General features: G+C 47.3%; 16 protein-coding genes. 7 read left to right on the top strand and 9 right to left on the bottom strand.

What is annotated here, in order from left to right:
- Positions 1–6: 6 nt before the first annotated feature.
- Positions 7–795, bottom strand: a complete 789-nt coding sequence (gene xth / locus A4R26_RS28430) for an exodeoxyribonuclease III (protein ID WP_081169928.1) — start codon at positions 793–795, stop codon at positions 7–9.
- Between the two features lie 111 nt (positions 796–906).
- Positions 907–3,183, bottom strand: a complete 2,277-nt coding sequence (locus A4R26_RS28435) for a PA14 domain-containing protein (protein ID WP_081169929.1) — start codon at positions 3,181–3,183, stop codon at positions 907–909.
- 207 nt (positions 3,184–3,390) lie between these two features.
- Here A4R26_RS28435 and A4R26_RS28440 point away from each other — a divergent pair, with 207 nt between their 5' ends.
- From A4R26_RS28440 to A4R26_RS28460, 4 genes are all read left to right on the top strand, one after another.
- Entirely contained in the window at positions 3,391–4,317 is a 927-nt protein-coding gene (locus A4R26_RS28440) for a CE1 family esterase (protein ID WP_081169930.1), read from the top strand.
- Positions 4,318–4,728: 411 nt separating this feature from the next.
- Entirely contained in the window at positions 4,729–5,142 is a 414-nt protein-coding gene (locus A4R26_RS28450; protein ID WP_081169932.1) for a helix-turn-helix domain-containing protein, read from the top strand.
- Between the two features lie 220 nt (positions 5,143–5,362).
- The gene (locus tag A4R26_RS28455) at positions 5,363–5,734 is read left to right on the top strand and encodes a helix-turn-helix domain-containing protein (protein ID WP_081169933.1); all 372 of its coding nucleotides are present in this window, start codon (positions 5,363–5,365) and stop codon (positions 5,732–5,734) included.
- Between the two features lie 292 nt (positions 5,735–6,026).
- Positions 6,027–6,413, top strand: coding sequence for a hypothetical protein (locus A4R26_RS28460; RefSeq protein WP_133054812.1), 387 nt, complete (start codon positions 6,027–6,029; stop codon positions 6,411–6,413).
- A gap of 109 nt (positions 6,414–6,522) precedes the next feature.
- Here A4R26_RS28460 and A4R26_RS28465 read toward each other — a convergent pair whose 3' ends face one another.
- On the bottom strand, positions 6,523–7,947 hold the full coding sequence (locus A4R26_RS28465; protein ID WP_081169935.1) for a polysaccharide lyase 6 family protein: 1,425 nt from the start codon (positions 7,945–7,947) through the stop codon (positions 6,523–6,525).
- 198 nt (positions 7,948–8,145) lie between these two features.
- Between A4R26_RS28465 and A4R26_RS28470 the strand changes: the two genes are divergently transcribed.
- Positions 8,146–9,918, top strand: coding sequence for an alpha-L-fucosidase (locus A4R26_RS28470; RefSeq protein WP_081169936.1), 1,773 nt, complete (start codon positions 8,146–8,148; stop codon positions 9,916–9,918).
- A 123-nt stretch (positions 9,919–10,041) separates the two neighbouring features.
- Here A4R26_RS28470 and A4R26_RS28475 read toward each other — a convergent pair whose 3' ends face one another.
- The 5 genes from A4R26_RS28475 to A4R26_RS28495 all read right to left on the bottom strand — a co-directional run bounded on the left by A4R26_RS28475 (position 10,042) and on the right by A4R26_RS28495 (position 20,053).
- Positions 10,042–12,072, bottom strand: coding sequence for a beta-L-arabinofuranosidase domain-containing protein (locus tag A4R26_RS28475; RefSeq protein WP_081169937.1), 2,031 nt, complete (start codon positions 12,070–12,072; stop codon positions 10,042–10,044).
- A 136-nt stretch (positions 12,073–12,208) separates the two neighbouring features.
- A complete protein-coding gene (locus tag A4R26_RS28480; RefSeq protein WP_081169949.1) occupies positions 12,209–14,053 on the bottom strand; it encodes a glycoside hydrolase family 2 protein in 1,845 nt (614 codons plus the stop codon).
- A 144-nt stretch (positions 14,054–14,197) separates the two neighbouring features.
- Positions 14,198–14,890 carry a DUF3823 domain-containing protein gene (locus tag A4R26_RS28485; protein WP_081169938.1) on the bottom strand — a complete coding sequence of 231 codons (693 nt, stop codon included), beginning with the start codon at positions 14,888–14,890 and terminating at the stop codon, positions 14,198–14,200.
- Positions 14,891–14,947: 57 nt separating this feature from the next.
- Positions 14,948–16,843, bottom strand: coding sequence for a RagB/SusD family nutrient uptake outer membrane protein (locus A4R26_RS28490; protein WP_081169939.1), 1,896 nt, complete (start codon positions 16,841–16,843; stop codon positions 14,948–14,950).
- Positions 16,844–16,867: 24 nt separating this feature from the next.
- The gene (locus tag A4R26_RS28495; RefSeq protein ID WP_081169940.1) at positions 16,868–20,053 is read right to left on the bottom strand and encodes a SusC/RagA family TonB-linked outer membrane protein; all 3,186 of its coding nucleotides are present in this window, start codon (positions 20,051–20,053) and stop codon (positions 16,868–16,870) included.
- Between the two features lie 247 nt (positions 20,054–20,300).
- On the opposite strand from A4R26_RS28495, the gene A4R26_RS28500 reads away from it, so the two are divergent.
- Both A4R26_RS28500 and A4R26_RS28505 read left to right on the top strand, forming a co-directional pair.
- Complete coding sequence (locus tag A4R26_RS28500) at positions 20,301–23,399, top strand: ligand-binding sensor domain-containing protein (protein ID WP_165760445.1); 3,099 nt, start codon at positions 20,301–20,303, stop codon at positions 23,397–23,399.
- A gap of 5 nt (positions 23,400–23,404) precedes the next feature.
- Entirely contained in the window at positions 23,405–24,178 is a 774-nt protein-coding gene (locus tag A4R26_RS28505; protein WP_207625842.1) for a response regulator transcription factor, read from the top strand.
- A 145-nt stretch (positions 24,179–24,323) separates the two neighbouring features.
- On the opposite strand, the gene A4R26_RS28510 is transcribed toward A4R26_RS28505, so the two are convergent.
- On the bottom strand, positions 24,324–26,951 hold the full coding sequence (locus A4R26_RS28510; protein WP_081169943.1) for a glycoside hydrolase family 78 protein: 2,628 nt from the start codon (positions 26,949–26,951) through the stop codon (positions 24,324–24,326).
- Positions 26,952–26,953 lie beyond the last annotated feature (2 nt).

The raw sequence follows: 26,953 nt of genomic DNA on the forward strand, positions 1-26,953 counted from the left end.
ATCTGTTTATTTTTTTGATGATGGTTTGCCTAATTCGATCCATGCCGGCGCATGATCGCTCGCCTTTTCCCAGCCTCTTACATGTTTGTCAACCCCGCCTTTTCGCAGGCGTTTGGCAAGATGGCTGTTCAACAGAAAATGATCGAGCCTGAGCCCGGCATTACGCTGCCAGGCAAACCGCAGGTAGTCCCAGAAGGTGTAAATGATATCATCAGGATACAGTGTTCGCAATGCATCGGTAAAACCCAGCTTCAACAGGCGCGCATACGCGGCGCGTACTTCTTTTCTGAACAATGCATCGTCTATGTATTTCTCCGGTTTGTAAACATCCAGTTCTGTGGGCATCACATTAAAGTCGCCCACCAATGCAACGGGCACGTCATGTTTCAAAAGTGTTTTGGCATGTGCGGCAAGCCGTTTATACCATTTCAACTTATAGTCAAACTTAAGGCCTGGATATGGGTTTCCGTTAGGCATATAAATACAGGCAATAAGCATTTGCCCCACGATGGCCTCCAGGTAGCGGCTATGCTCATCCTGCGGATCGCCGGGCAATTTTCGCCGCACTTCCTGTATAGGCAGCGAATGGGAAAGGATCGCTACACCGTTCCACGATTTCTGTCCGTGCCAGATGGCCTGGTAACCGGCCGCTTCAATTTGTTTTATGGGGAACTTGTCGCTGGTTGTTTTCAACTCCTGCAGGCATACGATATCCGGACGAGCCTCTTTCAGCCAGCGTAACAGCACGGCCAGCCGCCCGTTGATGCCATTCACATTATAAGTGGCGATTTTCATAATATTTGAAAATCATGATCGGGTAACACCTAAAATAATATGCCAGCGGGTCAACAGCCAATGAACAATGGCAAACAGATCACGGAAAGTACAATTGTATTTTCTTCTGACTTACTCAGAATATAACTGGCTCTGCGGCACCAGTTCCATTGGCAACGATGGACTTTGCCAGTAGAAATAAAGCGAGGAACGATCGTCTTTGTTAAAGTATTCAAGCCTGATGGCATATTTTTTACCGGCCTCCAGGTGAATGGCATCCGATGTATACGTGGCTGTGTATACATCGCGCCAGCGGTCGATGATAAGTTTATCATTCACCCATAACCGCACTCCACCGCCTGCTTCGATAGAAAAAATATAGTCTTCCGTAAACTGAGGTTGTACCGAGCCGGTGAGGCGGATGCTGTAGCGGAGATCCCTGATGCGGTAATGTACGCCGGTAGCATGACCGGGTATAGGTATCAGCCATTCAGGAAAACTGATCAGCGGATCGATGCGCGTCTCTACAGAATCATCAAAATCACTGCCGTTGAAATACACGCCTTTCAACCCTTCGCCCGTCCCCCATATTGTAGGCGCGAACGGATCTATATTATCCCGTCCCTGTTTGGTAATGATGTATGGTTGCCCTTTTTCCGGCTGCACGCGAATGACCTCCCCGCTGCCTGCGTCAGGTGACAGCTTTATTTCACCACGAATATCACACTGCACCACATCGAGGCTTTTCAATGCATTACTGCTATTGTTAAGAATAGCGCCTTTGCTGCCGCCTTTAATGACACAGTTGCGCAACAATACCGGGCGTGTTCCTTTTGCCGGACTTTCCACCATGATAAAAGGATAAGGAACCTGACCGGCCCCGTCGAGGATCATATTTTCAACACGTACGCCATTGGTAGCGCCGGCTGCATGATCTTCAAACACGCTGTTGTATAAATAGCCGCCGTTGTAAGTATAGTTGTTCACATAGGCGCCATGATTAACACCCACCTTACAATTGTACACGATTGATTGTTCAAGCACGTGGTTCTTGCCATTGTTCTGCCAGCTGCGGATGCCGCAATCGGAATTATGTGCCACATTACCTTTAAAGATCCATGCCGATTCAATGGGCATTTCCTCCCAGTCGTACGCCGCATTCACTGTTTCCAGTCCCTGCTGGCCCGCCACTACATTACTGTCACAGCGGTTATCATCGCCCATGCTCAGCACAAAACCATGGGCGCCGAAAGTGGGCGACCCTTTGGTATCGAATGAAACGGCGCCCGCCAGGTATTTCGGTGATACCACCAGGTTGTGCGTCCACACCGTACGGTGGGTAGCATCGGGCAGGTCCCACCAGAACGGCGCCTCCATGCAATTAAAGGCGATATTTCGCGTCATGGTAATGCCATGGCTCACATGGGGCACATACGCATGATTGTCAATATCGCGCATTACACAGCCTTCTACGAGTGTGCCATCGCTGCCATCGTTGCAATGATGAAAATGCAATGCGTAGCGCCCTGCCACCTGCTCTTTTACATAAGTGCCGCCGAGGTCTTTGCGCGGTCCTAAATACCTGAAAGCGACGTTTTGTACGTGTTGTGCGACCGAAGAGCGGATAAAAATATGCGACTTGCCGCCGGCTGTGCCCTCGATGCGTACGTTACGGGTAAGATTGCCCACCTCGGCGGTCCACATATTGTTGATCATGGGATGCGCCGTAACGGGTGTATTTAATGTGATGGTATTGCCTTTAATAGCGGTGATGGTGCGCACATCTGCATTGCGCGCTTCGCTGGCCGTAGGCGTAATGATCAGTTCATCGCCTGTTTGCCAGCCGGCCGCATCCTTAACGGTAATTTGGCTGGAACCGGCGACAATAGCGCCTAATGCGTTTGTCCAGGAAGTTTTTGCCAGCCCCTGCAACTGCAGTTTACCCGATTGCATCACCCATAACCCGATATCGCTTTCAAGCATATCCATACCGCCGCCTTCATATTTACGTTCATCGATACCGGTAAAACGAAGCGCATGAATGACGGAATTTTTGGGTGATCGCATTTGCAGCACACCGGTGACAAGTATATTTTTTGTTGACTGAATAGCAACCGAATGATATGGTGAGTAAATAAGCTCACCTGCCACCTGCATACCCGCCACGCTCACGTTCCTATCGGCGATAACCGTATTGCCTGCAGCGATCACGGGTGCATCATTCGGCCCGGGTACGCGGCCACCCCAGGTAGCAGCATCGGACCAGTTACCACTTCGCACACTGACAATGGAGCCGGAAAAGGCGGTTTTGGCAGGCGCACAGGAGATAACATCCTTTTTTACAGGCGGTTCGCCGGCGCCCAGGAATGAGAACAACAGATAGAAAGCTATGAACTGGAGCGTTTGCATATGGGGTTATGCCTGTAAAGTTAGTTTTTTCCCCGGTGTTTGAAAGTTCCCCGGCCGTTTTAAGAAACTGTTACATGTTTCTGGTAACCATAAAAAGTTCATATCCCGGTTACAGTAGCTTAGGTCGCTAATTAAGCCGCTTCGCCCTGAATTCCTGTATAACACCAGCGAACAACCATCACCTTTGATTCCAAACCACAAACAAATATGCAAAAACAAATTTCAGTGCTTTTCCTGTTGACGTTTTTGACGTTCAGTGTCTGGAGCTGCCACAAAAATGATCCGGCTCCCGTTAAAACATTTCACTTTTATGATTCATTGCATGCAGATGGTTACCTGCGGTCATATTTACTGAACCTGCCACCTGACTATAACGAAGGAAACAATTTCCCACTGGTGATCGCCCTGCACGGCTTTGCCGGCAATGCAGGCCAGATGGAGACGGATTATAAACTCACTGCAAAGTCGAATAGTGCCGGTTTCGTTATTGTATATCCCGAAGGGGTACCAAGCGATGGCCTGCTGGGTTTACGAACCTGGAATGCCGGCGGTTGTTGCGATTATGCAATGCACCATAACGTGGACGATGTAAAATTCATCAGGCTGTTGATACAAAAACTGACGGAGAAGTATAAGATCGATCCGAAAAAGATCTATGCCACTGGCATGAGCAATGGCGCCATGATGACGTACAGGCTGGGCTGCGAACTATCGACCCAACTGGCGGCAATAGCTCCGGTGAGCGGCACATTGATAACCAGGCAGCCATGTGAACCTGCGCGCGCTGTTCCTTTGCTGCACATACATTCATCGCTTGATACAACGATCCCATACCCGGGGGGACCTGGCATGGCGAACTATTATTTCCCCCCTGTCGATTCGGCATTACGGGTATGGGCAGGCATCAATGGATGTATACCAACGCCAAACGTAATTACCGACGCACCCCTGTATACACAAACGGAATACATTGATTGCACCAACAACACAAGTACCCAATTGTTCCTTACCAAAGATGGCGGACATTCATGGCCGGGTGGTTTTCAGGCACGCCCAGCCGCCGATGAACCATCGAAGGCATTTGATGCAACAGATCTTATCTGGGATTTTTTCAGCAGATATGAATTACCATAAAATAAACTTCAAAAAACCATAAAGGCAAGCCTGCAGTTTGTTGTTACCGGCAAACTGTTTGCAGGCCTGAATTTCATCGATCCTCAGTTATTTTTATTCTTCAAAACCCGCCACCAATTGAGCGCTGATGTCCATCCGGTGCCCGTTGGGCGCGGGTTTCGTCGTTTTGGCAAAATTCAAAAATACACATTCTTAGTTTACAGGAATATACATAGAGCTAATATAAATATTGAAATGCAATTTGTATTGTTCTCTACATTTACAACACAGAAATCGCCTGACGCCGGCACAAAAGAAAAACTAACGGTCACATTTATACTTTTTACGTTTATAGCGGAGCGACATACATAACACAGCCATAAAGATACCAATTGCTATAACTACAACCGTTCACATATCTTAACCTATATTATGAAAAAGTACATCTGCACGGCAGCCGACCGGAAGAAAATAATAAAGGCCAAGGATATTCTGGATGCTGAATTTAACAAGCCATTTTCACTGAACAGGCTGGCGCGCAAGACAGGTATGAACCCCACGAAGCTGTGTGAACTTTTTAAAGAGACACAGCTTTTTACACCTTATGAGTTTTTGATAGAACTACGCGCCGAAGAAGCCATTGAACTATTACTCAAAACCAAACTACGCATATACGAGATAGCCCGGAAATGCGGTTATGCAACCACTGAGCCATTTAGCAAAATGTATAAAAGGCATACGGGCATGGCGCCCAGTAAGTGGCGAAAGCTGCAGCTCAGTGCGCCAAAAGGCACTTATCCGCTAATAATGAAACCCCTCTTACCCGCACGGTACAGAAATATTTAACAATCCGGTACAAGACCAATATATATACACAACCTACCCTATTACGGACCAGGGAGCTGCATGTAAATACCTTGATCATTAAACCATATCCCATGTGCAACATGAACAAACAGGCATGTGGTAACAGCAATCATAGCTGCAAATATGACGGCACCTTTTAGTCACCCGTACCCGGCACCAGTATCAGACAATATAATTTTTCACGGAAACCTTATCCATCATGCAACTAAAGAATGAAGACCTTGCCACGGCGTTGGAGATTAAACAATTCCTCGAAAAAAATTACTGCGAACATTACGACTACGACTATCTCGTGAGTAAATTCGGCATGAACAAATTCAAACTGAAACTTGCATTCAAAGCAGTTTCGTTCCACAATGTGCATTCCTACATCACCAGGTTAAGAGTGGAGCGCGCAAAGGATCTGTTGGAAAACACTGACGGAACAATCGGATTTATTGCCGAAAAAGTAGGGCTCGACAAAAGCAATTTCAACATCCAGTTCAAAAAGCTCACCGGCAAAACGCCATCGGAATGGAGAAAGAACACGAGTAGAACCTCATATAGCAATATGTCATGGCAGCGCATGTAATGGTGAAAGCCAACATTTCACCATTACAAAATGAATCCCGATCTTTTAAGTGATCAAAAACCGAAAGAATTCAACGATCTTTTATTTCGTCTTAATGAATATGATATTAATCAAAAATTATGCATCCCGGCTGTTAAAAACCATTTCTCTGCGGCTAATTCGTAAATTACCATACCATTTGAGTTTTCCACCCTGTGAACAAAAATGATAACCAGCTGGTTTTGATTAGTTGAATGCGTCAATGTCCGGTTTTTTATGGTGCAACTGGAAAAGTATCCAAAAACTATTCATTATGCCCAGATCACGAAGAAAACGCGAACCCGAAAACCTGTTAGAGTTCAAAAAACTCTGGGGAATAAAACAATTTCCCCGAAAGGTATACCCGAAGGAATTACCCGATACAACAAAACATTTTTACCCCAGAAAACCTTTTCGCCCCCGGCTCGACATTACACTGGATGAAATAAAAGATATCCTGTTGATCGGCGCCACCGAAGCACGCGAGATCGTAAAAGAAATAAAAGGCAAATCATACAAGTCGAAATATCCTTTCATTACCATAAAAGAATTCGCCCGCTTTACGAAACTAAAGATCTGGCAGATCCATCATTACTTTATTACGTGCGAAATGTTCGAACGGAATGAAATAAGAGAAAAACATAAAAGAGGGCATCATTGACCGAATTAAAAATAAAAGTCTGGAAGTCCCCTGCTAATAAAGCGGTTCCTTCCAGACTTAATTTTTTTTCTTACCCCTGCTTCTTACTTCGAACTTTCCATTTCAACATTTATAATTTCCCATCTGCCCCTACGTCTGCGGGGTTCAACAAACCTGCCTTCGCCGGTTCTGTACTGAACTCATCGGCGCCGGCATCGAGAGGCGATTTTCTGGGCTGTCCATCCATGTCGACCTTTATCATGGAAAATGGATTTTCCGCTTTCTTACCTTTTGGAGCAGGTACTGCATCGATGGCCGGGCTTCCCTTCAGCAAATGGATCGCCTGGCTCGCACCACGGCCAAGTTTGGGATCAACTGTCGAAAAGGTTGCATCGGGCATATCGCCTTTGCTTTCGGTGTTAAAAATGAAATTACCCATCCAAACAGCACCGGTATAAGGTCCCGCAATAACAGCTGCCGGTCCGCCGCCCTTAACGATATTATGCGCAACGGTGATCTTCGTTGCACCCATTCCTTTATCACGGGCGCTCATGGTAATATTGCTTTTACAGTTGCTGAGCGTGTTGAATGCGATCAACACGCGGTCGGGCCGGTCGTGACAGGTCAATGCAGCGCCATCCGCTACTTCGCCATCGCCATTCCCGATATTGATGCCCGTTGAGCATACTTCAAAGTAATTACTATACACATGGTGATCATCGCCAAAGATGCGCAGCCCGGGTGTATTGTGAAAATAATTGCCATACACTTCGCAAAAATTACCATGCCGCAACGTGAACTGCGCTTTACAGTTGCGAATGGTATTATATCGCAAGGTTACGTTCGAGGCCTTTACCGAGATCAGTTCGTTCTCGCCATGGCATTCTTCGAACAGATTGTACTCTACGATACTGTTACTTTTTGACATACTCAATCCGCTTAGCCCAAACTGCAATGCTTCAGCGCCGTTGGCTCCGCCCTGAAATTCGAAATTGTAAAAGTAGTTGTGATGGATCCATAAGCGCTCGGCAATCTGTTTGCCTTCCCCGCGAATAGCGATGTATCGGCCCATCGATTTCTTATTCAAAAAAGTATTGTGGTCGATCTCGTGATCGCTGCCGGCAATGGTGAGGTCCTCCCCTGCGCCTTCGTTCTCGAAAATATTGCGCGTCCACCGGCAAAAGCTGGTGCCGGCGGTTGAGCGCGCCCGCGATGAGGAATGCGTGAATTTAAACCCGGAAACGATAACATATCTGGCGCCATTGGCAAGCGAGATACCGCCAAGCCCGGTTAACTCAACCTGCCCGGCAGTCTGCGCCATGATGATGATCGGTTTATCCGCCGTTCCGGCTTTGGTGACCAGGATATCCGTTCCGGTTGTATACATGCCATTTGTCACCAGCACGGTATCGCCGGCCTCGGCATCATTTACGGCTTTTTGAAAACCACCAATAAATTTTACTACGATTGTTTTGGCAAATGTGGGTTGTGCGCCGGCCATTGCCAGCAACATCATACAGGTTACTATGCGCAAAGCGTGTCCAGTTCTTTTCATGAAGGATATTTTACCTATGCTTATAACAATCTGACAAAGATAATATTGTATCAACTGTCGGTTGAGCAGTGCATTTGCTTAATATTGAGCTATTTTGTCAGCCCTTACGCATGCAGTTTTCAGGATAGTACAGGATAACCCCTAGAGGCGGGCGGTGTAATTTCCTGCATCAATTATAACGATTAAAGCGCCATCGAGATGAGTGAGAAATTCCGATCATTGTGTTTGTTCCTCTTTCTGTTTGCCAATAGCCTTCATGCTCAAAAGTCAACCGGTTACCAGCTACCGCCCATGCCGGTTAAAGAACCGGAACAGGTAGGATTTATCAGCGACCCCTCGGGATTTCCGGAGGTTAAAATGGACTTTCCCATGGCCAAAGGGCCTTTTCAACCCACCTGGGAATCTATCGATAAAAATTATCCGGGCGAACCAACCTGGTGGCGCGATGCCAAATTCGGCATTTTCATTCACTGGGGCCCGCAGGCTGCCGGCAAAAGCGGCGACTGGTATGCGCGCCGCTTATATGAACCCGGTCAGGAAGCTTATAAAAACCATTTGAAGGCGTTTGGCCATCCCGGTGAATTCGGCTACAAAGACGTTTTACACCAATGGAACCCTTCACAATGGGACCCGGCAAAACTGGTGCAGGCATACTATGATGCAGGGTTCCGATATGCACTGGTTGTGGGTGTTCATCACGACAATTACGACTTGTGGAACTCGAAGTACCAGCCCTGGAATTCCGCTAACATAGGCCCTGAGATCGATTTCCTTTCGCGCTGGAAAACCGAATTTAAAAAACACAACATGCGTTTTGGCGTTGCCTTTCATCATGAATACTCCTGGTGGTGGTACCAGACCGCTTTTGGCAGCGATAGCACCGCCGGACCGAAGCCGGGCGTTCCATACGATGGCAACCTCACCCTTGCCGATGGCAAAGGCAAATGGTGGCAGGGCCTCGACCCCAGGCGCCTGTACACGATCCCCCTTAAATACAATACGGTCGACAGCAACGGGAAGCCATTTAAAATTTATCACATCGCGCATGGCTATAAAGGCATTTTTGGCAATCACCTCAACTATGCAAAATGGTATGCCACACAGTGGGCCATGCGCATAGAAGATGTCATTGACAATTACGATCCCGATTTCATTTATACCGATGGCAACAGCACGCAGCCTTTCAGCGGCGCCAAAAGCGGCTCAGGTTACAAATGCGATGCCGGTGCGCGGGTGGTAGCGCATTTTTATAATAAAGCCCTCGGGCGTAAGAATAAACCGTTCGACAAAGTAAGCATCATCAAATTTCTGCCCACCAACCGCGGTGCAGGCAGAACGTTTGAAGGTTCTTATCCGAAAGACATAAAAACCGATCAGTTATGGATGGCCGATATGGCAGTGGGCGACTGGTTCTATGAACCCGGTTTTCATTACGATGCAGGGGCCGTTGTGCATGCCCTGCTCGAGCATGTTAGCCGCAACGGAAACCTGACCCTCTGCGTTTCCCTCACCCCCGAAGGCGCTTTGGACAATGGCAGCGCAGCCATGCTGAAAGACATCGGCGACTGGATGAAAATAAACGGCGAAGGCATTTATGGCAGCCATGCCTGGAAAAAATTCGGAGAAGGTGAAGTGATCGATAGCGGCAAAGCGCCGAAGATCAGGATATTACCCGGCGGCAAAATCGGTAAACGTCATGCTGATTTCAAATTCTCAACAAAGGATTTTCGTTTTACCCTGGGCAAGAATGGAGCGGTTTATGCGTATTGCCTGGCTGTTCCGAAACCGGGCGAAGAGGTAACCATTCAATCATTAGGTTCGAATACACTGAATAAAAAGGTCAGGTCAGTTACCCTTTTAGGCAGCGACGGCAAATTGCGATGGGAGCAGTTGAAAGATGGATTAAAGATTGTTTATCCGGCAAACACGCAAGGGAAGATCGCAGTTGGGTTTAAAGTTGTTATGGAATAAGCTGTAACCATAGAATAAGATCCAAAGTCCTGAAGTAAACACAATTGATCACTTCAGGACTTTTGTATTGAACACTTTTTTTCAACCCGCACCTTGTTAACCTGTCAACAAGTCAACTTTCTCCTACTTCACCACCGGGAAAGCGCTGATCCGTAACCTTGCGCCGCCCATTGGTACCAGGGTAAGCTTTTGCGGAGCACCAGCCGCCGCTACAGGACTCTGAGGCAATACCGCGCATAACCCATGCTGATCGATCGTCCACGCCGGGATCTGTTTACCGGTAGCAACCAATTCAATGGGCGCAGTAGCATTGGTGAACGGATCATCACCTTTTGGCCATGGTTTCTTTTTCACAGTGAATGATTTATTGAGATTGTTGGCATCAACAAGCAAACCGTAGTTCCATGAAGAAGCGGGGTAGATCTCAAACGATGGCCAGGCCGTTACATCCGCATTTTCCTGCCAGCGCGAATCCCAGATGGCTGTAGCCTTACTATCCTGCTGTTTGTATTCTTCTTTTATCTTTAACGAAAAAGTGAGCGCACCATAATTGATACTTACACTATTCTTGTTCTTCGTCCACTGGCGCATCTTCAACTGCATGGGCAGCGTAAGTTTTATTTTATCGCCGTTCTTCCAGTTGCCCGGCACCTGTACATACGTGCCCGGCGTGGCTTTTGCCGCAATTGGTTTTCCATTCACGGTTATCGATGCGTTTGTACACCATGCCGGAATACGAAGATATACGGGGAAGCGGACCGCTTTTGACGTTTTTATCGTCATGTCGATCACTTCATCAAAAGGATAATGCGTTTCGGTTGATAAGGTCACTTCGGTTCCATCACCTACCCTGGCGGTTACATCACCGGCTGTGTATAATTGTGCTACCAGCCCGTTATCGGGTGTTGCCATCCAGCTGTTGTCGATATAATAAGCCCAGCCTGCAGAATGATTGTGCTGACAACAACGGCTGCTGAACGGGTTCATCATCAGGAACGGCCCTTCATTCGCAATACCCGGCGCATGGTTCCTGCTATCGCTCACCACCATGTTGGGTGCGGTGAGATAGCGCAGGCTGCGGTAATCGGGCATGAACGCTGCAGGAAAAGTATTGAAGGCGATGTCTTCACAATTATCGGCCCACATCGGGTCACCGGTAAATTGCAACAGGAAATGATCGCTGGTCATTTGCTCCACCATTCCGCATGTTTCCACGGCCTGGCGCGGATCATCATATCCCTTTCGTGCATTCTCATCCGACCCGAACAATCCACCCGGCACCTGGCCATATATTTCACGCACCAGTTTGAAATCATTGTATGTAGCTTCAAGATCGGCGGGATTATGACTTTGCAGATAATACGTTGCGGGCTCGCGATAACATTGTACAATGTTAACATTATGCCAGTTCGGTAAATTGTCTTTTTGGCGCCAGTTGGCGGTATTGCGGTCGATCTTCGTGGCAAGGTCAAGCAACCACGATTCACCGGTACGGTTGTACAGCCAGTATACACTCACCATATTATCGCCACCGCGGCTGTTCTCCCAGTAATCTTCAAGGAACATGCTATCGGGCAACGCTTGCTCCCATTTGAAATACTTACTCATGAAGGAAAGCACGCGCGGGTCGGCGGAATATTCATAATACGATTGCAAACACCACAACATGGGCATATTGGTCCAAAGGTCGCGTTTGCCATTGCGCAAAACGACGGGGCCGAAATCCCCGTCGGGCCGCTGGTTGTTGAGCACCGCATCTATCCAGAATTTCGATTCATTGATCATCGACTGGTCATGCAACAGGTAACCGATATGCGCATAACCCTTTAACCAATACGGCACTTCCTCCCAACCCCATTTGCCTTTACCGTCCTTTGTAAGCCAGGCATTATCGGTTTTCGCCAGCCAGGCACTGATCTTTCCGAGATTGCCGGTAAGGCCTTCACGTTGCAGTTGCAAAAATTTCAGCAAATACCCTCTGGGTTTAAAACTGGTAACGGGCAGCTTGATAAAAGCCGACGGACGAAGCGGAAGTCTGTTGCTTACGTAATAAGAGTTCGTTTTGTTAATCGTAACATCGGCTTTTTGTTGCCGGGCGGTTGCACAGGTGCAGCTTGCTGCTATAAGGAAGGTTAGTAGTTTAATTGGTTTCATTTCGGTTTATTTAACAAGTGCTCAGTTAATTTAATAATAAAAGCAGAAAGTAAGAATACAATTGGCGTGAACCACTTACTTCTTACCTCCTGCTTTTTCTCTTATTGCTATTGCATACCAAACCCTTGCGTTCGGCTTATTTTTTAATTACAACGGAATTATTCTCATACAACTTTCCGTGAATACTATGCAACCTGTCTACCGGCATCTTGTTCACTTTGCGGTCATAGGTCATGAAGCCATTTGTTTCCACTTCCACATCGGTGGTTTGTGTATACACCGCTGCAGATAATCCGCTTTTGATAAGTGCGGGTATATGGCTTACAAATTCTTCGTAACGTTTCAACAGCTCGTTATTGTTTTTAAAGCTCTGGTATCCCCAGTTGTTCTTTTGCTGCCAGGTATGGCCTTCCACCGGTAAACCCAATCCGCCAAACTCGCCTAACACAAGCACCTGTTTAGTGCCAAACAATCCGGGATCGGGCATTAACGGCTCGGGGTAATTGTGCAGATCGATGATATGTCCAACCGGTTCAAAATTACCGCCGCTGGCGCTGTTCACAAGGCGTGAGGGGTCCTGCTGTTGCGTTACCTGCACAATGTCCTTCGTTTTAAATTGTCCCCATCCCTCGTTGAACGGCACCCATACTACAATGCTGGGAAAATTATGCAGGTCGTCCATGATGGCGCGCCACTCATTGCGGTAAATGGTTTCCGATTCGGCGGTACGGTTCTTATCGGTCTGGCGTCCGAACACCCCGGGGCGCGGCTCCCAGTGGTTACCAAGGTCGCCGCTGGGCATGTCCTGCCATACCAGCATACCTAAGCGGTCGCAGTAATTGTACCAGCGTGCGGGCTCTACCTTCACGTGTTTGCGGATCATATTAAAGCCCATGGCTTTTGTTTGCTCTATGTCGTATTTGAGCGCTTCATCGGTGGGCGCGGTATATAAACCATCGGGCCACCAGCCCTGGTCGAGCGGACCATACTGGAACACAAATTCATTGTTCAGCAACATGCGTTGAATGCCGTTGTTGTCGCTCCCAACAGATATTTTGCGCATGGCGAAATAGCTGCTTACATCATCAATCTTTTTATTCTTCTGTAACAGCGACACTTTCAAATCATAGAGAAAAGGATTTTTGGGCGACCATAGTTCTGCACCGGGAATACTTAATGCAACCTCAGTGCCGGGCGCTACCGTTTGTTCGGCAATTTTTTCAGCTCCTTTGTATGCAGCTATCAATACCTGGTCGGTTGGTTGTGCATTCTCTACCCAGGCCGATACACGAACAACGCTTTTGTCGATATCTGGCGTTTGTTTAATACTGCTGATATAACTTTTAGGAACAGCTTCCAGCCATACTGTTTGCCAGATGCCGGTTACCGGCGTATACCAGATACCGTTTGGATTTTTCACCTGTTTGCCACGGGGTTGCGGACCTTCATCACTGGGATCCCATACCCGTACCGCTATCTGCTGGCTGCCCGATCTGGTAAGAGCAGATGTAATGTCTATAGAGAACGGATCGTAGCCACCTTTGTGGTCCCCAACTTTTTTACCGTTTACAAAAACATCGCATTGCCAGTCTACCGCACCGAAATGCAGCAGCGTACGCTTGTTCTTAAATGTTGCTGGCACGGTTACGCTTTTCTGGTACCATAGTGCATTGTCTTTCCCTACGGTTTTACCAACCCCGCTAAGAGCGCTTTCAACTGCAAAGGGCACCAGTATATTTCCCTCAAACGTTGCCGGAATGGTTTGAACCGAAGCGGGCGAAATACTGTACTGCCACATTCCGTTCAGATTAAGCCAGGTGCTGCGCACCATTTGCGGACGGGGATATTCGGGTAAGGGTTGCTGCGGGTTAACTTTTTCCGCAAAACTGGTCATGATCTTGTCGCCGGCTGGTTTCCACGATTGGCCAAACGTGCACATACCTACCATACCTGCAACAAATAATACAAACGTTCTCTTCATATATTGTGTTATTTTCCTTAAGAAATTAGGAATGAGCGTTAAAAATTGAAATATAAAGACCAGCCCGGAGGCATTCATATTCCTTTTTACATTCCGCGTTTACTTTCTCATTACTGGTTTCCCTGTTTTTCATATTTCATTTTCTTACAGAGAGATCTTCGTAACGGAAGAAAATATCCGGTCTTCTACTCCGGCGATCTTGATCCCTATCCGCGCAAACACATAATTCTGTGCGGGGTTGAGGGTTGGAACAGTAACAGTTAAATTTACATTATCCGGATCGGTAATATCGATACCGTCCATAGATTTGGTGGCTATATTGTCTGCTCCTGAAACAAATTGCGTTTTATTGATATACAAGGTTACATTCTCGATGTCCTTTGCAGAGGCATCATTGATCACCTTTTCTATACTGAACTTACCGGTTACGCTTCCACCCGATCCTGTCAGTTGCGCATTGCGGATCATATAATAAGGCGTTACCTCTATATTGAATTCCTGGTTGCCATTCACTACGATCGTAGTAGAGTCCGGTGCACCGGCCGGGGTTTGTTTCCATTTGAACGGGCCCTGTCCGTTCGGGATAATAAATTTGTATTCACCATTGAACAACACCATATTATAGGAACCGTCGGGAGCAAAGACCGATGCCATAGGTCCTGTTTTACCAAAACCGTATTGATATAATTCATACCGCACCTGGTTGTATTCCACTTCAATGGGATCGCCGTTGTATACCAGCCGGCCGCTCAGCCGAACGGATGGTTCATCGTAGTTGTCTTTCCTGCACGATACTGCAAGAATGATGATCGTTATATAAAGTATGCTGCGTTTCATAATTGATTGATTAGTTTCATTAGATTCACTTATCTCAACTTGCTTATCGTCAATTGCCTATTGATTTGGCTGTCTTACGATCTTCGGATTATTCGCCCTGATATCATCGTTGATGAATGAATAGTAATTGCCGAGGCGGAAACGGTTTGAACCGGTAACGAGTGAAGGCAGAACAATTTTATACACCCACTTGCCATTATTGGGGCTGGAAGGATCGTACAGTTTGTAACCCCATAACGCATATGGCTGTGTGTTGCGCTTGGTGGCCGAGCCGATGTTTGAAACCAGGTCGGTCACTGTCATTTTATTACCATCCCAAACTACATGCGCCAGGCGCCAGCGTTTCATATCATATAAGATATGTCCTTCGAAGGCCAGTTCAACACGGCGTTCATGAACAATACGATCAAAGGTGATGTCTGATGCGGCGAGCGGGGTGGTAAGCCCGGCGCGGGCCCGCACAAGGTTCATCCAGGTGGCGGCATCGCCTTTCTGACCCAACTCAAATGCCGCTTCTGCAGCATTCAGCAATACTTCTGCAAAGCGGTAGCGAATAAAGGGGACCTCGCTGTTTGTTCCGCGCGATCCGGCTCCGGGGGTAGGATCAAGATATTTGCGCAGATAAAAACCTGATTGCGCGGTAAACTCTTTGGAATTTACCGGCCCATCGAAGCCAACCACCTGTGTTGGGTTCGTTTGACCCGGCAATGTCTTTTGCGCACCGCGGTCATCGCCGGTGATGATGCTGCCATCGCCCAGCTGGTATCCGGCCCAGATGTCTACATTTCTTCCCTTGAATGCAGTACCGGGCAATATAACAGTTCCGTACAGCCGGGCGTCACGACCGGCGAAGATGTCTGTTTGGGTATTATAGAATATTGGATTGCCCGATCCGTCGGTGACAGGGATCGGCGCAAAAGTATTGTCGAGCTTTTCAAATGACTGTACCAGATTTAGTGATGGATTGATGCGGCCGCCCTCCTCCTCTTCCGCGCCATAACGTGGCTGGTTCGATACAGTGAAGTTGTGCACCTTACCGCTTTTCAGCTTAAAATCTTCTACCCAAATGCTTTCGGGGTTACCGCTTTTATCGAGAAAGAGTGAGGCGAAATTTTCACCCAGATCAGGTTTCTTGTTATATAATGAATAGGCTCCGGCAGTGCCGTTGATGATCTCTTTGGCGGCATTCAATGCTTTGGTATAATACCCATCGGCCATCGAGGCAGGAATACCTACTTCCTGTCCGGGTAACGATACCTGCGGCGTATTGACACCATACTTTGCAATGGAACCGGCATAAACCCCAGCCCTTGCTTCCATGGCCAATGCCGCGCCTTTGGTAGCCCGGCTTTTTTCGTTGGCGTTTACCGGCAGGTCGTTTTTGATGGCTTCGGCCTCGCTGATCACAAAATCATAGATCTCCGATTCCTTTGCCCGCGGATGCTGCAGGTAAGTGGGATCACCGCTGAAATTGTACAAAAGCGGCTCCAGTATCAGCGGCACGCCGCCCATACGTTTGGCCAGTTCAAAATAAAAATTAGCGCGCAGGAAACGGGCTTCCGCCAGGAAGCGTTTTCTGTCTGCATCAGATAATGTTTTCGCCACTGCGGCGCGCTCAATAAATAAATTCAGATCACGCACATAACCATAATCCCAGCTTTGCCATGAATCGAAATTCCACTCGTTGCGTTGTACAATGTTGACATTACCGTTTGCAGAGGGAAAACTTTCGCTGAAATCGGCAAACGACTCCCAGCCATTGTCGAGTGCAGAGAAATCGAGCTGGCGATTGTATAAGTCGGCAAGGATCGACAATACCTGTGCCGGGTCAGAGAAAGCCTGTTCATTTGTTAAAACAGCGGTTGGTTGTACATCGAGAAACTCACTGTCTTTTTTGCAACCGGTAGTATACATCACCACGGCTGCCAGTATTATAAGAGATGTTTTTTTCATTGCAATCATTTTTTACCGGCACGTTTAAAAAGTAAGGTTCACGCCTACGTTCAGGAATTTGTTTTGCGGGAACTGTAACCCGTTGTCATCATTTACTTCAGGATCGAGATCGAACTGTTTCATATTGTCGAAAGAGAACAGGTTATAGGCATTCACATAAACCCGTGCTTTTTCCATTTTGATCTTACCGATAAGGTTGCGCGGCAGTGAATAGCCCAGTTCGATAGTACGGGCGCGCAGGTATTTTACGTTGTGCGCCCAAAAAGTGGAAGTGCGGTTGTAATTGCTGTGATTACCATCGTTGAAGCGTAAGGCCGGGTATTTACCCGGAATCCAGTTACTCTTCGGATCGAACGGATTCTCACGGCGCCAGCGATCGAGTAACATGGTGTTCAGGTTACCATCGTTCTGGAACGGGTTGCGGGTTTCCCAGGCCTGAAACCAGGTATAACCGGCAGCGCCTGAGAAGTCGGCCCTGAAATCAAAATGCTCATACATAAGCGCGATGCTGATACCATAGTTGATATTTGGCTGCCGGCCCGAACCAAAACCTATAGGCCGTTCATCGTAGCCGTCGATCTTTCCATCTTCGTTAACATCTTTGTAAATAAGATCACCGGGCAACAGGGTGCGGTTACCCTGTCCGTCAATGTTCACAGGATAACTGTTGATCTGGTCCTGTGACGTGAATTGGCCTACCACATCATACCCCCAGTCGATACGGGTAAAGCGGTGCTCGCGGGAGTTACGATAAGCATCCCATGAGTTAAAGAAAAGTGGGTTATAGGAATCGAGGAATTTCTGTCTTGAATAGGATAGATTACCGCTAACAACAAAACGCAGTTTGCGAAAGGAACCATTATAGGAAAGTGAACCTTCCTGCCCATACTGCGCATCGCTGTTGATATTTTCATCGGGCAGGGTATATCCTATTTCAGAAGGCACCAGCACATCCGATTTGCGGCCGCGCAAACCGGTACGTTTACGATAGAACCAGTCGAAGGTACCGGTGAGTTTGCCATTCATTAAACTGAAATCGAACCCGATATCGGTGATGCGGCTTTTCAGCCATGAAATATTGGTGATGGGCACGCCCCTGTCTCTTGATCCTACAATGGGCACACCACCCAGAATGGCTATACCCTGGTTGTAGTTGTAGCCTTCGATGTATGAAAAAGCGGGCAACCCGAGTTGCGTGCCATCATCACCCAATACACCATACGAACCGCGCAATTTGAAATCTGTTAATATATTGCTGTTGCCCAATAAATTCTGAATGAACCTTTCTTCCGTTACACGCCAGCCTGCAAATACCGAGGGAAAATAACCTACGCGTTTATCAGGGGCGAACAGGTACGAGGCATCGCGGCGGGCAGATGCTTCAAAAAAGTATTTGTTATCGTAACTATAGGTAGCCCGGCCGATATATCCGATACGGGCTTCGTTCACAATTTCATCATCATAGGTATCGGCCGTATTGAAATAGATCAACGTAAGCGCATTGGTGCTGGGCACAGAGTGTATCCAGTTACGCAAACGCTCGTTCTTTATGCGTTCGTTCACAAATGTAGCGCCAACGGTGTGCAAACCGAAAGTACGGCTGTAATTCAACTTCAACTGCTGGGTGATATTTACCACCTTACGTTGTTCGCGTTCACGCCAGGGATTGGTACTGCCGCCGGTAGCGGTGTACGTTTGATCAACAGGATTATAGGTATAGGTGCTATAAGTATATTCGTGGTTATTCAGCAGGTAATCGGCTAAATAATAAGAGTACACGCCGCTGAGCGTAAGCCCTTCAACAAACGGCACCTGGTAATCTGCAGTGAAATTGGTTTGCAACACCCGCCAGTCGTTATGATACTTCCCGGCCAGCTTTTTATTCAGGTAAGCCCAGTTGGTTTCGTTGTGTTTGATATCGTTGAGGTAGGCGGGATTGTCGTTTGCATACGGCCGCTCGAGGGGTGTATTACGCATAATGGCAAAACGCGCCAGCCAGTAATCATCGCCATACGGCACACCCGGATTATCACGTGTTTCAATACGGCCATTGATATTCACACCTACTTTCAACCGGTTCGCGATCTTCGCACTTACATTCGATTGTATATTGGTACGTTTAAAGGTGTACTCACGCCCCAGCACAGAGTTCTGGAACAGGTGTGTGCCCGATAAATAATAATTGATCTTATCGGAACCGCCGGTTACGTTCACATTCGCCGAATGCAGCGGTGCATTCTTTTTTACGATAAAGCTCTTCCAGTCGAAACTCTGGTAACCGGGCTCTGTACCGGCTTTGTATTTGTCAAGCTCCTGCTGTGTAATGGTTGTACTGCCATAACGGTTGATCTCCCCCTCGGCACGGTAACGCATATAATCGTAACTATTGGTAAGCACATCGGGAAAGCGCGACCAGTTCTGGTAACCGGTATATGCATCTACATTAACCGTATTCTTCGTACCCAGCTTACCGCGTTTGGTGGTTACCACAATTACGCCATTGGCGGCCCTTACACCATATACCGCGGCCGATGCATCTTTGAGCACGGTAATGCTTTCAATATCGTTCGGGGCCAGGTTGTTGAACTGACCGGCATCCTGTTGTATACCGTCGATCACAAACAACGCTTCACCCATGTTACGCACCTGAATGTTGGCGCTGGAACCCGGCCGGCCATCTGCCATGCGAAATGATACACCGGTTATCTTACCGGCCAAACTGGAGCTAACCGTTGACCCGCCATGCACCATGCTGATATCTTTATCTGTAACGGAAGCAATAGAACCAATAACAGACGCCTTCTTGGTAGTACCATACCCAACTACAACCACTTCGCCAAGATCGTTCTGTTGTTTTTTCAGAAGAATGGAATGTTCCGTTTGATTTCCTACCGTAAACTCCTGGTTCACATAACCAACCGAAGAAATAATAAGTACGGCCGAAGGACCTGATACTTTAATTCTGAAAGCGCCATCGATGTTGGTGGTAACTGCATTCTTCGTGCCCTTTTCCATTACAGTTGCATTAGCTACAGCTGCACCGGCACTGTCCTTAACCAGTCCGGAAACCTGGGTGCCGCCCTGCTGCGCCCATGCACACGAGAATGAAATACAATTCAGTAGAAGAAGTAAGAGGAATTTGTTCAGCAGACAGGAATCCACTACGGCACTGACCCTGCCACGCAGTTCGTGTTTGGTTGACTTTTTCATGAAGCAATCGATTGTTGGTGATGAAGCTTTGTGTCATGTTTTCGTTATCATGCCACACCTGTGATAAATGAAACATGAAATAAGTTCATCCTGCGCACTCCCTTTATTCCATACGTTTCAGAATTTGTTCATTTTGTTACATTTTTATTTTTCGTGTTCTGTTCTTTCTTAAATTACCGAAGTATGATAATTGTGCCACGGTTCAAATAAAACCAGAATGAACTGCTTATTACGACTATTGCGTTGCATGCCATTTTTTATATTTTGGCTGTCTGTCAATACTGCTGTTGGTCAGCCTTATTATTTCAGGCATTACCAGGTGGAAAACGGCTTATCGAACAACACCGTGTATTGCAGCATCCAGGATAATAAAGGCTTTCTATGGTTTGGTACCAAAGAAGGATTGAACCGGTTCGATGGATACCGGTTTAAATTATTTAACTCGGAAACCGGCGATGAGAACCGGCTGCGAAAAGATTTTGTGTTTTGCCTGTTTGTTGATCCCAAAGATAATTTATGGGTAGGTACACAGGACGGTGTATACCTATACGATTATGCTAAAGAAAGGCTGGTGCGGTTCCTTGGCCCCCTGGCCGAGGTAAATGATATTCAAATGGACCTGAAAGGCCAGCTTTGGTTTCGCACAAATACTTCTGTATGCCGCTATAATTTTACTACGGCCACACTTACAACATTTCCGCCCGACAGCACTGTAAACGCTACCGCGCTTTGTATGAGCCCCAATGGCGACATGTGGTTTGGCGATATGAACGGCCATCTGAAACGGTTCGATACCGTTACACAAACCTTTACCGGACCGAATGTGTTTGAACATTCACCGCGCATGCCTACCTGTTTTATAAAGAAAATATATCCGGCAGGTAACAACGGCATTTTTATAGGCACCACCTGCCAGGGCATCAAGCTGTATGACATTCCCACCAACACCTATACCGACCTGCTGATCTACAGCCCCGACAAAACCACCATTTATGTGCGCGATATTTTAAGATATTCAGAGCATGAATACTGGTTCGCTACCGAATCGGGCATTTTTATTTACAATACCATCACCCGCAGCTTCACCAACCTGAAAAAACAATTTTCAGATCCGTATTCTTTATCAGATAACGCGGTATATACACTTTGTAAAGACCGCGAAGGCGGTATGTGGGCGGGAACCTTTTTTGGCGGCGTAAATTATTATCCCAAACAATATACCCCCTTCACCAAATACTTTCCCGACCGAACTACCAACACCATCAGCGGTAATGCCGTTCGCGAAATGTGTGAAGACCCCGATGGCAACCTGTGGATCGGTACGGAAGACGCCGGATTGAATAAACTGAATTTACGTACGGGCGCGTTCACGCATTTCAAACCAACCGGCACGGCCGCAGGAATTGCCTATCATAATATACATGGATTAATGATCCTTGGCGATGAAGTATGGATCGGCACGCTCGATCATGGGCTCGATATCATGAACAGGCATACCGGCAAGGTGATAAAACATTATGGCAGTGACGCGAAAGACTGGACACTCCGTAACAACTTTATTGTGACCATGATGCAAAGCCGCCGCGGTGATATCTATATCGGCAGCGGTCTTGGTTTATATCTTTACAAAGCTTCAGCCGGTTTTGAATGGCTGAAGGAAACACCCGATGGACAATTTATCAGTTGTCTTTTTGAAGACCATGCCGGCATCATCTGGGCCGGTACACATGCAAAAGGGCTTTTATATTATGACCCGCTCACCCGGCACTGGGGCAGTTTGCAGAACAACCCGGCCGATACAAATAGTTTATCCATAAACGATATCAATGCCGTTTGTGAGGACAGTAATCACAATATCTGGATCGCTACCGAAGGGGGCGGACTGTGCAAACTGGATGCCGGCCGTAAACATATAAAACGCTTTACCACGCAAAACGGGATGCCGAGTAATTTCGTTTTCAAGATAGTGGAAGACGATTACCAGCAATTATGGATAACCACATCGAAAGGCCTCGTGCGGCTTAACCCCGTTACGCAACAAATGACGTTGTACACAAAAGCCAACGGGTTGTTATACGATCAGTTCAACTATAACAGCGGTTATAAAGACGCTTCGGGGAAACTGTATTTCGGTTCTATCAAGGGCATGATCTCTTTCAGGCCCGAAGACTTCGACAGCAGCAGGATCGTTCCTTCAGTTTATGTCACCGGGTTCCAGGTGCATAATAAAGAATTGATGATCGAAAAAGATAATTCGCCGTTAAAGCAATCTATTTTGTATACCAACAGCATAACCCTGCCTTATGACAAATCGTCGTTCAGTATCGACTTTGCCGCGTTAAGTTATACAAGCCCGGAGATCACGGAATACAAATACATGATGCAGGGGCTCGACAAAAGCTGGACGTACCTCTCAACCAACCGCAAAGTGTATTTCACCAACCTGGCGCCGGGACAATATACCTTTCGCATAATGGCCGCTACCACCGGCCGCTGGAGCAAAGAGAAAGTTTTGCAGATCAGCATTACCCCACCGTTCTGGAACACCTGGTGGGCCCGGCTGTTCTATACGGCTGTGGTTATCGGGCTGGTATACCTCATCATTCAGCATTATCACAAACGCTCGCAGGAGAAAAAAGAAAAAGAGATCTATGAGGCCAAATTTGAATTCTTTACCAACGTGGCGCATGAAATCAGAACGCCGCTTACGCTCATAAAGGGGCCGGTGGAAAACCTGATAGAAAAAATTCCTGCGCTGCCCGATATTAAAGAAGATGTGAACATGATGGAAAGAAATACCAACCGGCTGATGACGCTGATCACCCAGATCCTCGACTTTCGCCAAACGGAAGCCAAAGGGTTCAGTCTTGATTTTACAAAAGTGAATATTACCGACCTGTTGCAGGACGTATATTCGAACTTTCAACCGCTGGCGAAAAAACGGAACCTGCAATATAACCTGATACTGCCCGATGCACCGGTGGTTGCCCTTGTTGATGAGGACGCATTAAATAAGATCCTCAGCAATCTGTTCAGCAATGCGGTAAAATATGCCGACAGCCAGATAACGGCGCAATTGTACCCGGTGCAAAAGGATGATGCGCATTTTATTTTTGAAATATCGAACGATGGCGTACAAATACCGGCCGCTATGCGCGAGCAGATCTTTGAACCATTTTATCGTATAAAAGAGAATATAAGGCAAAAAGGAACCGGTATCGGTCTTACCCTGGCGCGTTCGCTGACGCTGCTGCACCAGGGCCAGTTGTACGTAAAAGAAGATACCATTGTGCTAAACACATTTATACTTAAATTACCTCTGCAACCGCCAGCTAAAAAGAAATAAACCTGATGAACCCTTTACCACTTATACTGCTTGTCGATGATGAAGAAGAGATCCTCGAATTCCTGGAGCGGATCTTACAACATAAATATGCCGTACTTAAAACAAATAACGGTGAGGAGGCCCTGCATGCGCTGGGCGCCCATGCCGTTTCACTGATCATCAGCGATGTAATGATGCCCGGGATGGATGGGTTTGAACTGTGCTCGCTGATTAAATCGAATGTTGAATATTCCCATACACCGGTAATATTACTAACGGCAAAGAACACCATTCAATCGAAGGTACAGGGCCTCGAGCTGGGCGCCGACGCATATATAGAAAAACCTTTCTCAAAAGAACATTTACTGGCACAGATCGCCAGTTTGCTCGCTAACCGCAATATGATCCGCGAATATTTTGCCAGTACGCCGCTGGTACATATCAATAGTATTGCACATACAAAAGCCGATGAAAGTTTCCTGGCATCCCTGCATGAAACGATAATCGAGCATATTGAAGAAGTAGAACTGGATGTGGAGCAACTGGCGCGTCATATGAATATGAGCCGGGTTACCCTTTACCGGAAAATAAAAGCCATTTCCGATCTTACTCCCATCGAGCTTATCAATATTACGCGTTTAAAGAAAGCCGCCGAACTGCTGGCATCGGGCGACTTCAAAATGTATGAGATCGCCGCCATGACGGGCTTTAGCTCACAAAGCAATTTCGCGCGTAACTTTCATAAACAGTTTGGCGTAACCCCTACCGACTATGCTATTCAGAAAAACAGGGAACACTGATATAATGTCGAATGCTGAATATTGAATATTGAATGTCGAAGTGAAATACAAATCTTTATCTGGTTTTCACTTCGGCATTCTACATTGGATATTCGATATTCTTCGGTTTTACCACATTCACTTTTTCATTTCTCATTCTTCATTTTTAATTTTTAATTTCAAAAACATACTTCCCCGCCACCAGATCTTCTTTTTTATCACCCAGTATAAGAGTGGCGGTGGATCCAGCCGGTATTACCGCCGTATAAACGATCTTCTTCCCCACCCGTTTCCACGAAGAAACGATAGTGCCATACGGTGAACGATGGGTTACCTCAGCATGGTTCAGCCCGGTTACGAAATACGGTTGTAATAAAATATGTTTAAACCCGGGTTCACCGGCATCGGGTTTTATGCCGCCAAATGATTTGTAGAACCAGGCGCCAACTTCACCAAACATAATATGATTGAGCGAAATATCACTCTTGGCATCGATGGGCCAGTTCTCATATAAGGTAGTGGCTCCATTTACGATCCACCACCCCCATGATGGCAGCGTTTCCTGCGCAGCCACTGTATACGCCAGATCGGCATACCCATTTTCACTCAATGCATTCAGAATGGCTTTGGTGCCTAATAATCCTACATCGAGATGATTGTTGTCGGCCTGTACACGTTTCGCAAGATTGGCAGCTACTTTACTCCGTAAGGAATCGGGCACTATGCCCCAGCAAAGCGGCACGCTTAATTCGGTTTGTACGCCGTTGCCATAGATGCCGGTATCGGGGTTAAGGTATTTACCGTTGATGGCATTCCTGACCTTTGTGGCAAGAGCGGTATACTTTTCAGCATCCTGCGTACGGCCAAGCAAATGCGCCGCTTTGGCGAGAATGTCTGCGTCGACATAATAATACACCGAAGAAGTGAGCTCAACCGGCGTTTTTGATTTTACCGGCACCCAGTCGCCCAGCCCCCAGGTGGTTAAACCGGTTGTGTATTGCCGGTCGATATTATCAACGTACAGTTTGATGTTATTATAGCAGCGGGAAAGCAGGGTGGTATCGCCATAGAATAAATAAATATTCCAGGGAATGATAGCGATGGTGCTTGTCCAGTCGGGCCCGTTGCCCCATTCGTAGCCCCAGCCACCGGTGGGGATGATAGAAGGCAACACGCCATTGCTGCGTTGCTCGTCCTGGTGATCGGCCAGCCATTTTTCATAAATGGTAATGGCGTCAAAACCGTACAAACCCGTTTCGCTGGCAATGTGGGCGTCGCCCGTCCAGCCATTCTTTTCGCGTTGCGGACAATCGGTTGGATAGCCGAATAAGTTCGACAGGTAGGAATTATTGGCAGCCTGCCAAATTTTATTGATGGTGGGGTTTGAAGTTGCTACTGTGCCTGCCGGCGGCACATCACTGTGAAGGAAATAACCGGTCAGGTTGTTTTTGCTCAATGCAACCGGTGCACTGCTGGTGACCTCGATATACTGAAACCCTTTGTAATTGAAGCGGGGTGTAAAACTTTCCTCCCCTTTGCCGCTGGTAATAAAAATATCCGTAGCAAACGGGTCATCGGTACCAACAGGCCGGTAATGCACATCGATGTTCGATTGATCGGCATGCCCGTTCGGCAACAACCGTTCGGCATGTTTCAACCTGATAACAGTGCCGGCAGGGGCTTTTAATGTTATCCGGCTCACACCCGAAATATTGCGGCCAAGATCAAACACATAGTTTGTATCGTTAAATACCCGTACCGCTTTCGCGGGAATGGTTTCTACTGCACGAATGGGTTGCAGTACCTGCGCTACAATATTCTGAGAGGGCGCTGCACGATCTGCGACGGCGTTCCATTTAGAATCATCGAACCCAGGTGTGCTCCAGCCGGTCTGTTCCAGCCGTGCATCGTAATGTTCACCAGTGTATATGCTGTTGAAGATGACAGGGCTCAATGAGGTCTTCCAGTCCTTATCGGTGCTGATGGTTTCAATACTGCCATCTTCATAAGTGATACGTACGTTTATACAAAATGCCGGGCGGTTTCGCCAGGGCGCCTTATGAAAATCCCATACCGCTGTCGACTGGTGATTGTACCACCCATTGCCCAGCAATACGCCGATGGCGTTTTTTCCGCTTCTTAGTTGTGGAGTGACATCATGTGTAAGATAAAGGGTTCTACGGTCGAACCGCGTATACATGGGATCGAGGCGGTGGTTCCCGATCTTCGATCCATTGAAATATAATTCATACAAACCGGCTACGGCAATATAAGCGCGGGCCGTTTTGATCTTCTTTTTGATCGTAAACGCCTTTCTGAAATACGGCGCCGGTTTTACGGTTACGTCGTGGCTGTCGCTGATCCATTCGCCCTTCCAGTTACCCATGCCCATCATACCCGTTTCAAAACTATTTACGGTTGAAGATGGCGACGGCTGTTTGCTATGGTCCCACACTTTTACCGAATAATAATATTTAGTAAAAGGCTGCAGCGGCTTTCCGTGGTAAGCAACCAGTTGTGATGCACTGTTTACCTTTCCGGTTTGCCAGTAATTGCCGGCGCCCCTGCTCACAGCCTGTGAATCTGTACCCACAACGAGTTGATACGCAGTTTGCGCCGCACCTTTGCGGGCATCTTTCAGTTTCCACACCAAACGCGGATGCATTGCATCGATGCCCAATGGGTTTTTCAGGTATTCGCATTGCAGGTCAACCGGCAAACAAACCGGTTGGGCAACAGAAATTATGGCGGGTAACAGCATCAGAAAAGTTAGCCGGTAAGCATGAGTAGTCATTA

It is taken from the genome of Niastella populi (genome assembly GCF_002078015.1).
Classification (GTDB): Bacteria; Bacteroidota; Bacteroidia; order Chitinophagales; family Chitinophagaceae; genus Niastella; species Niastella populi.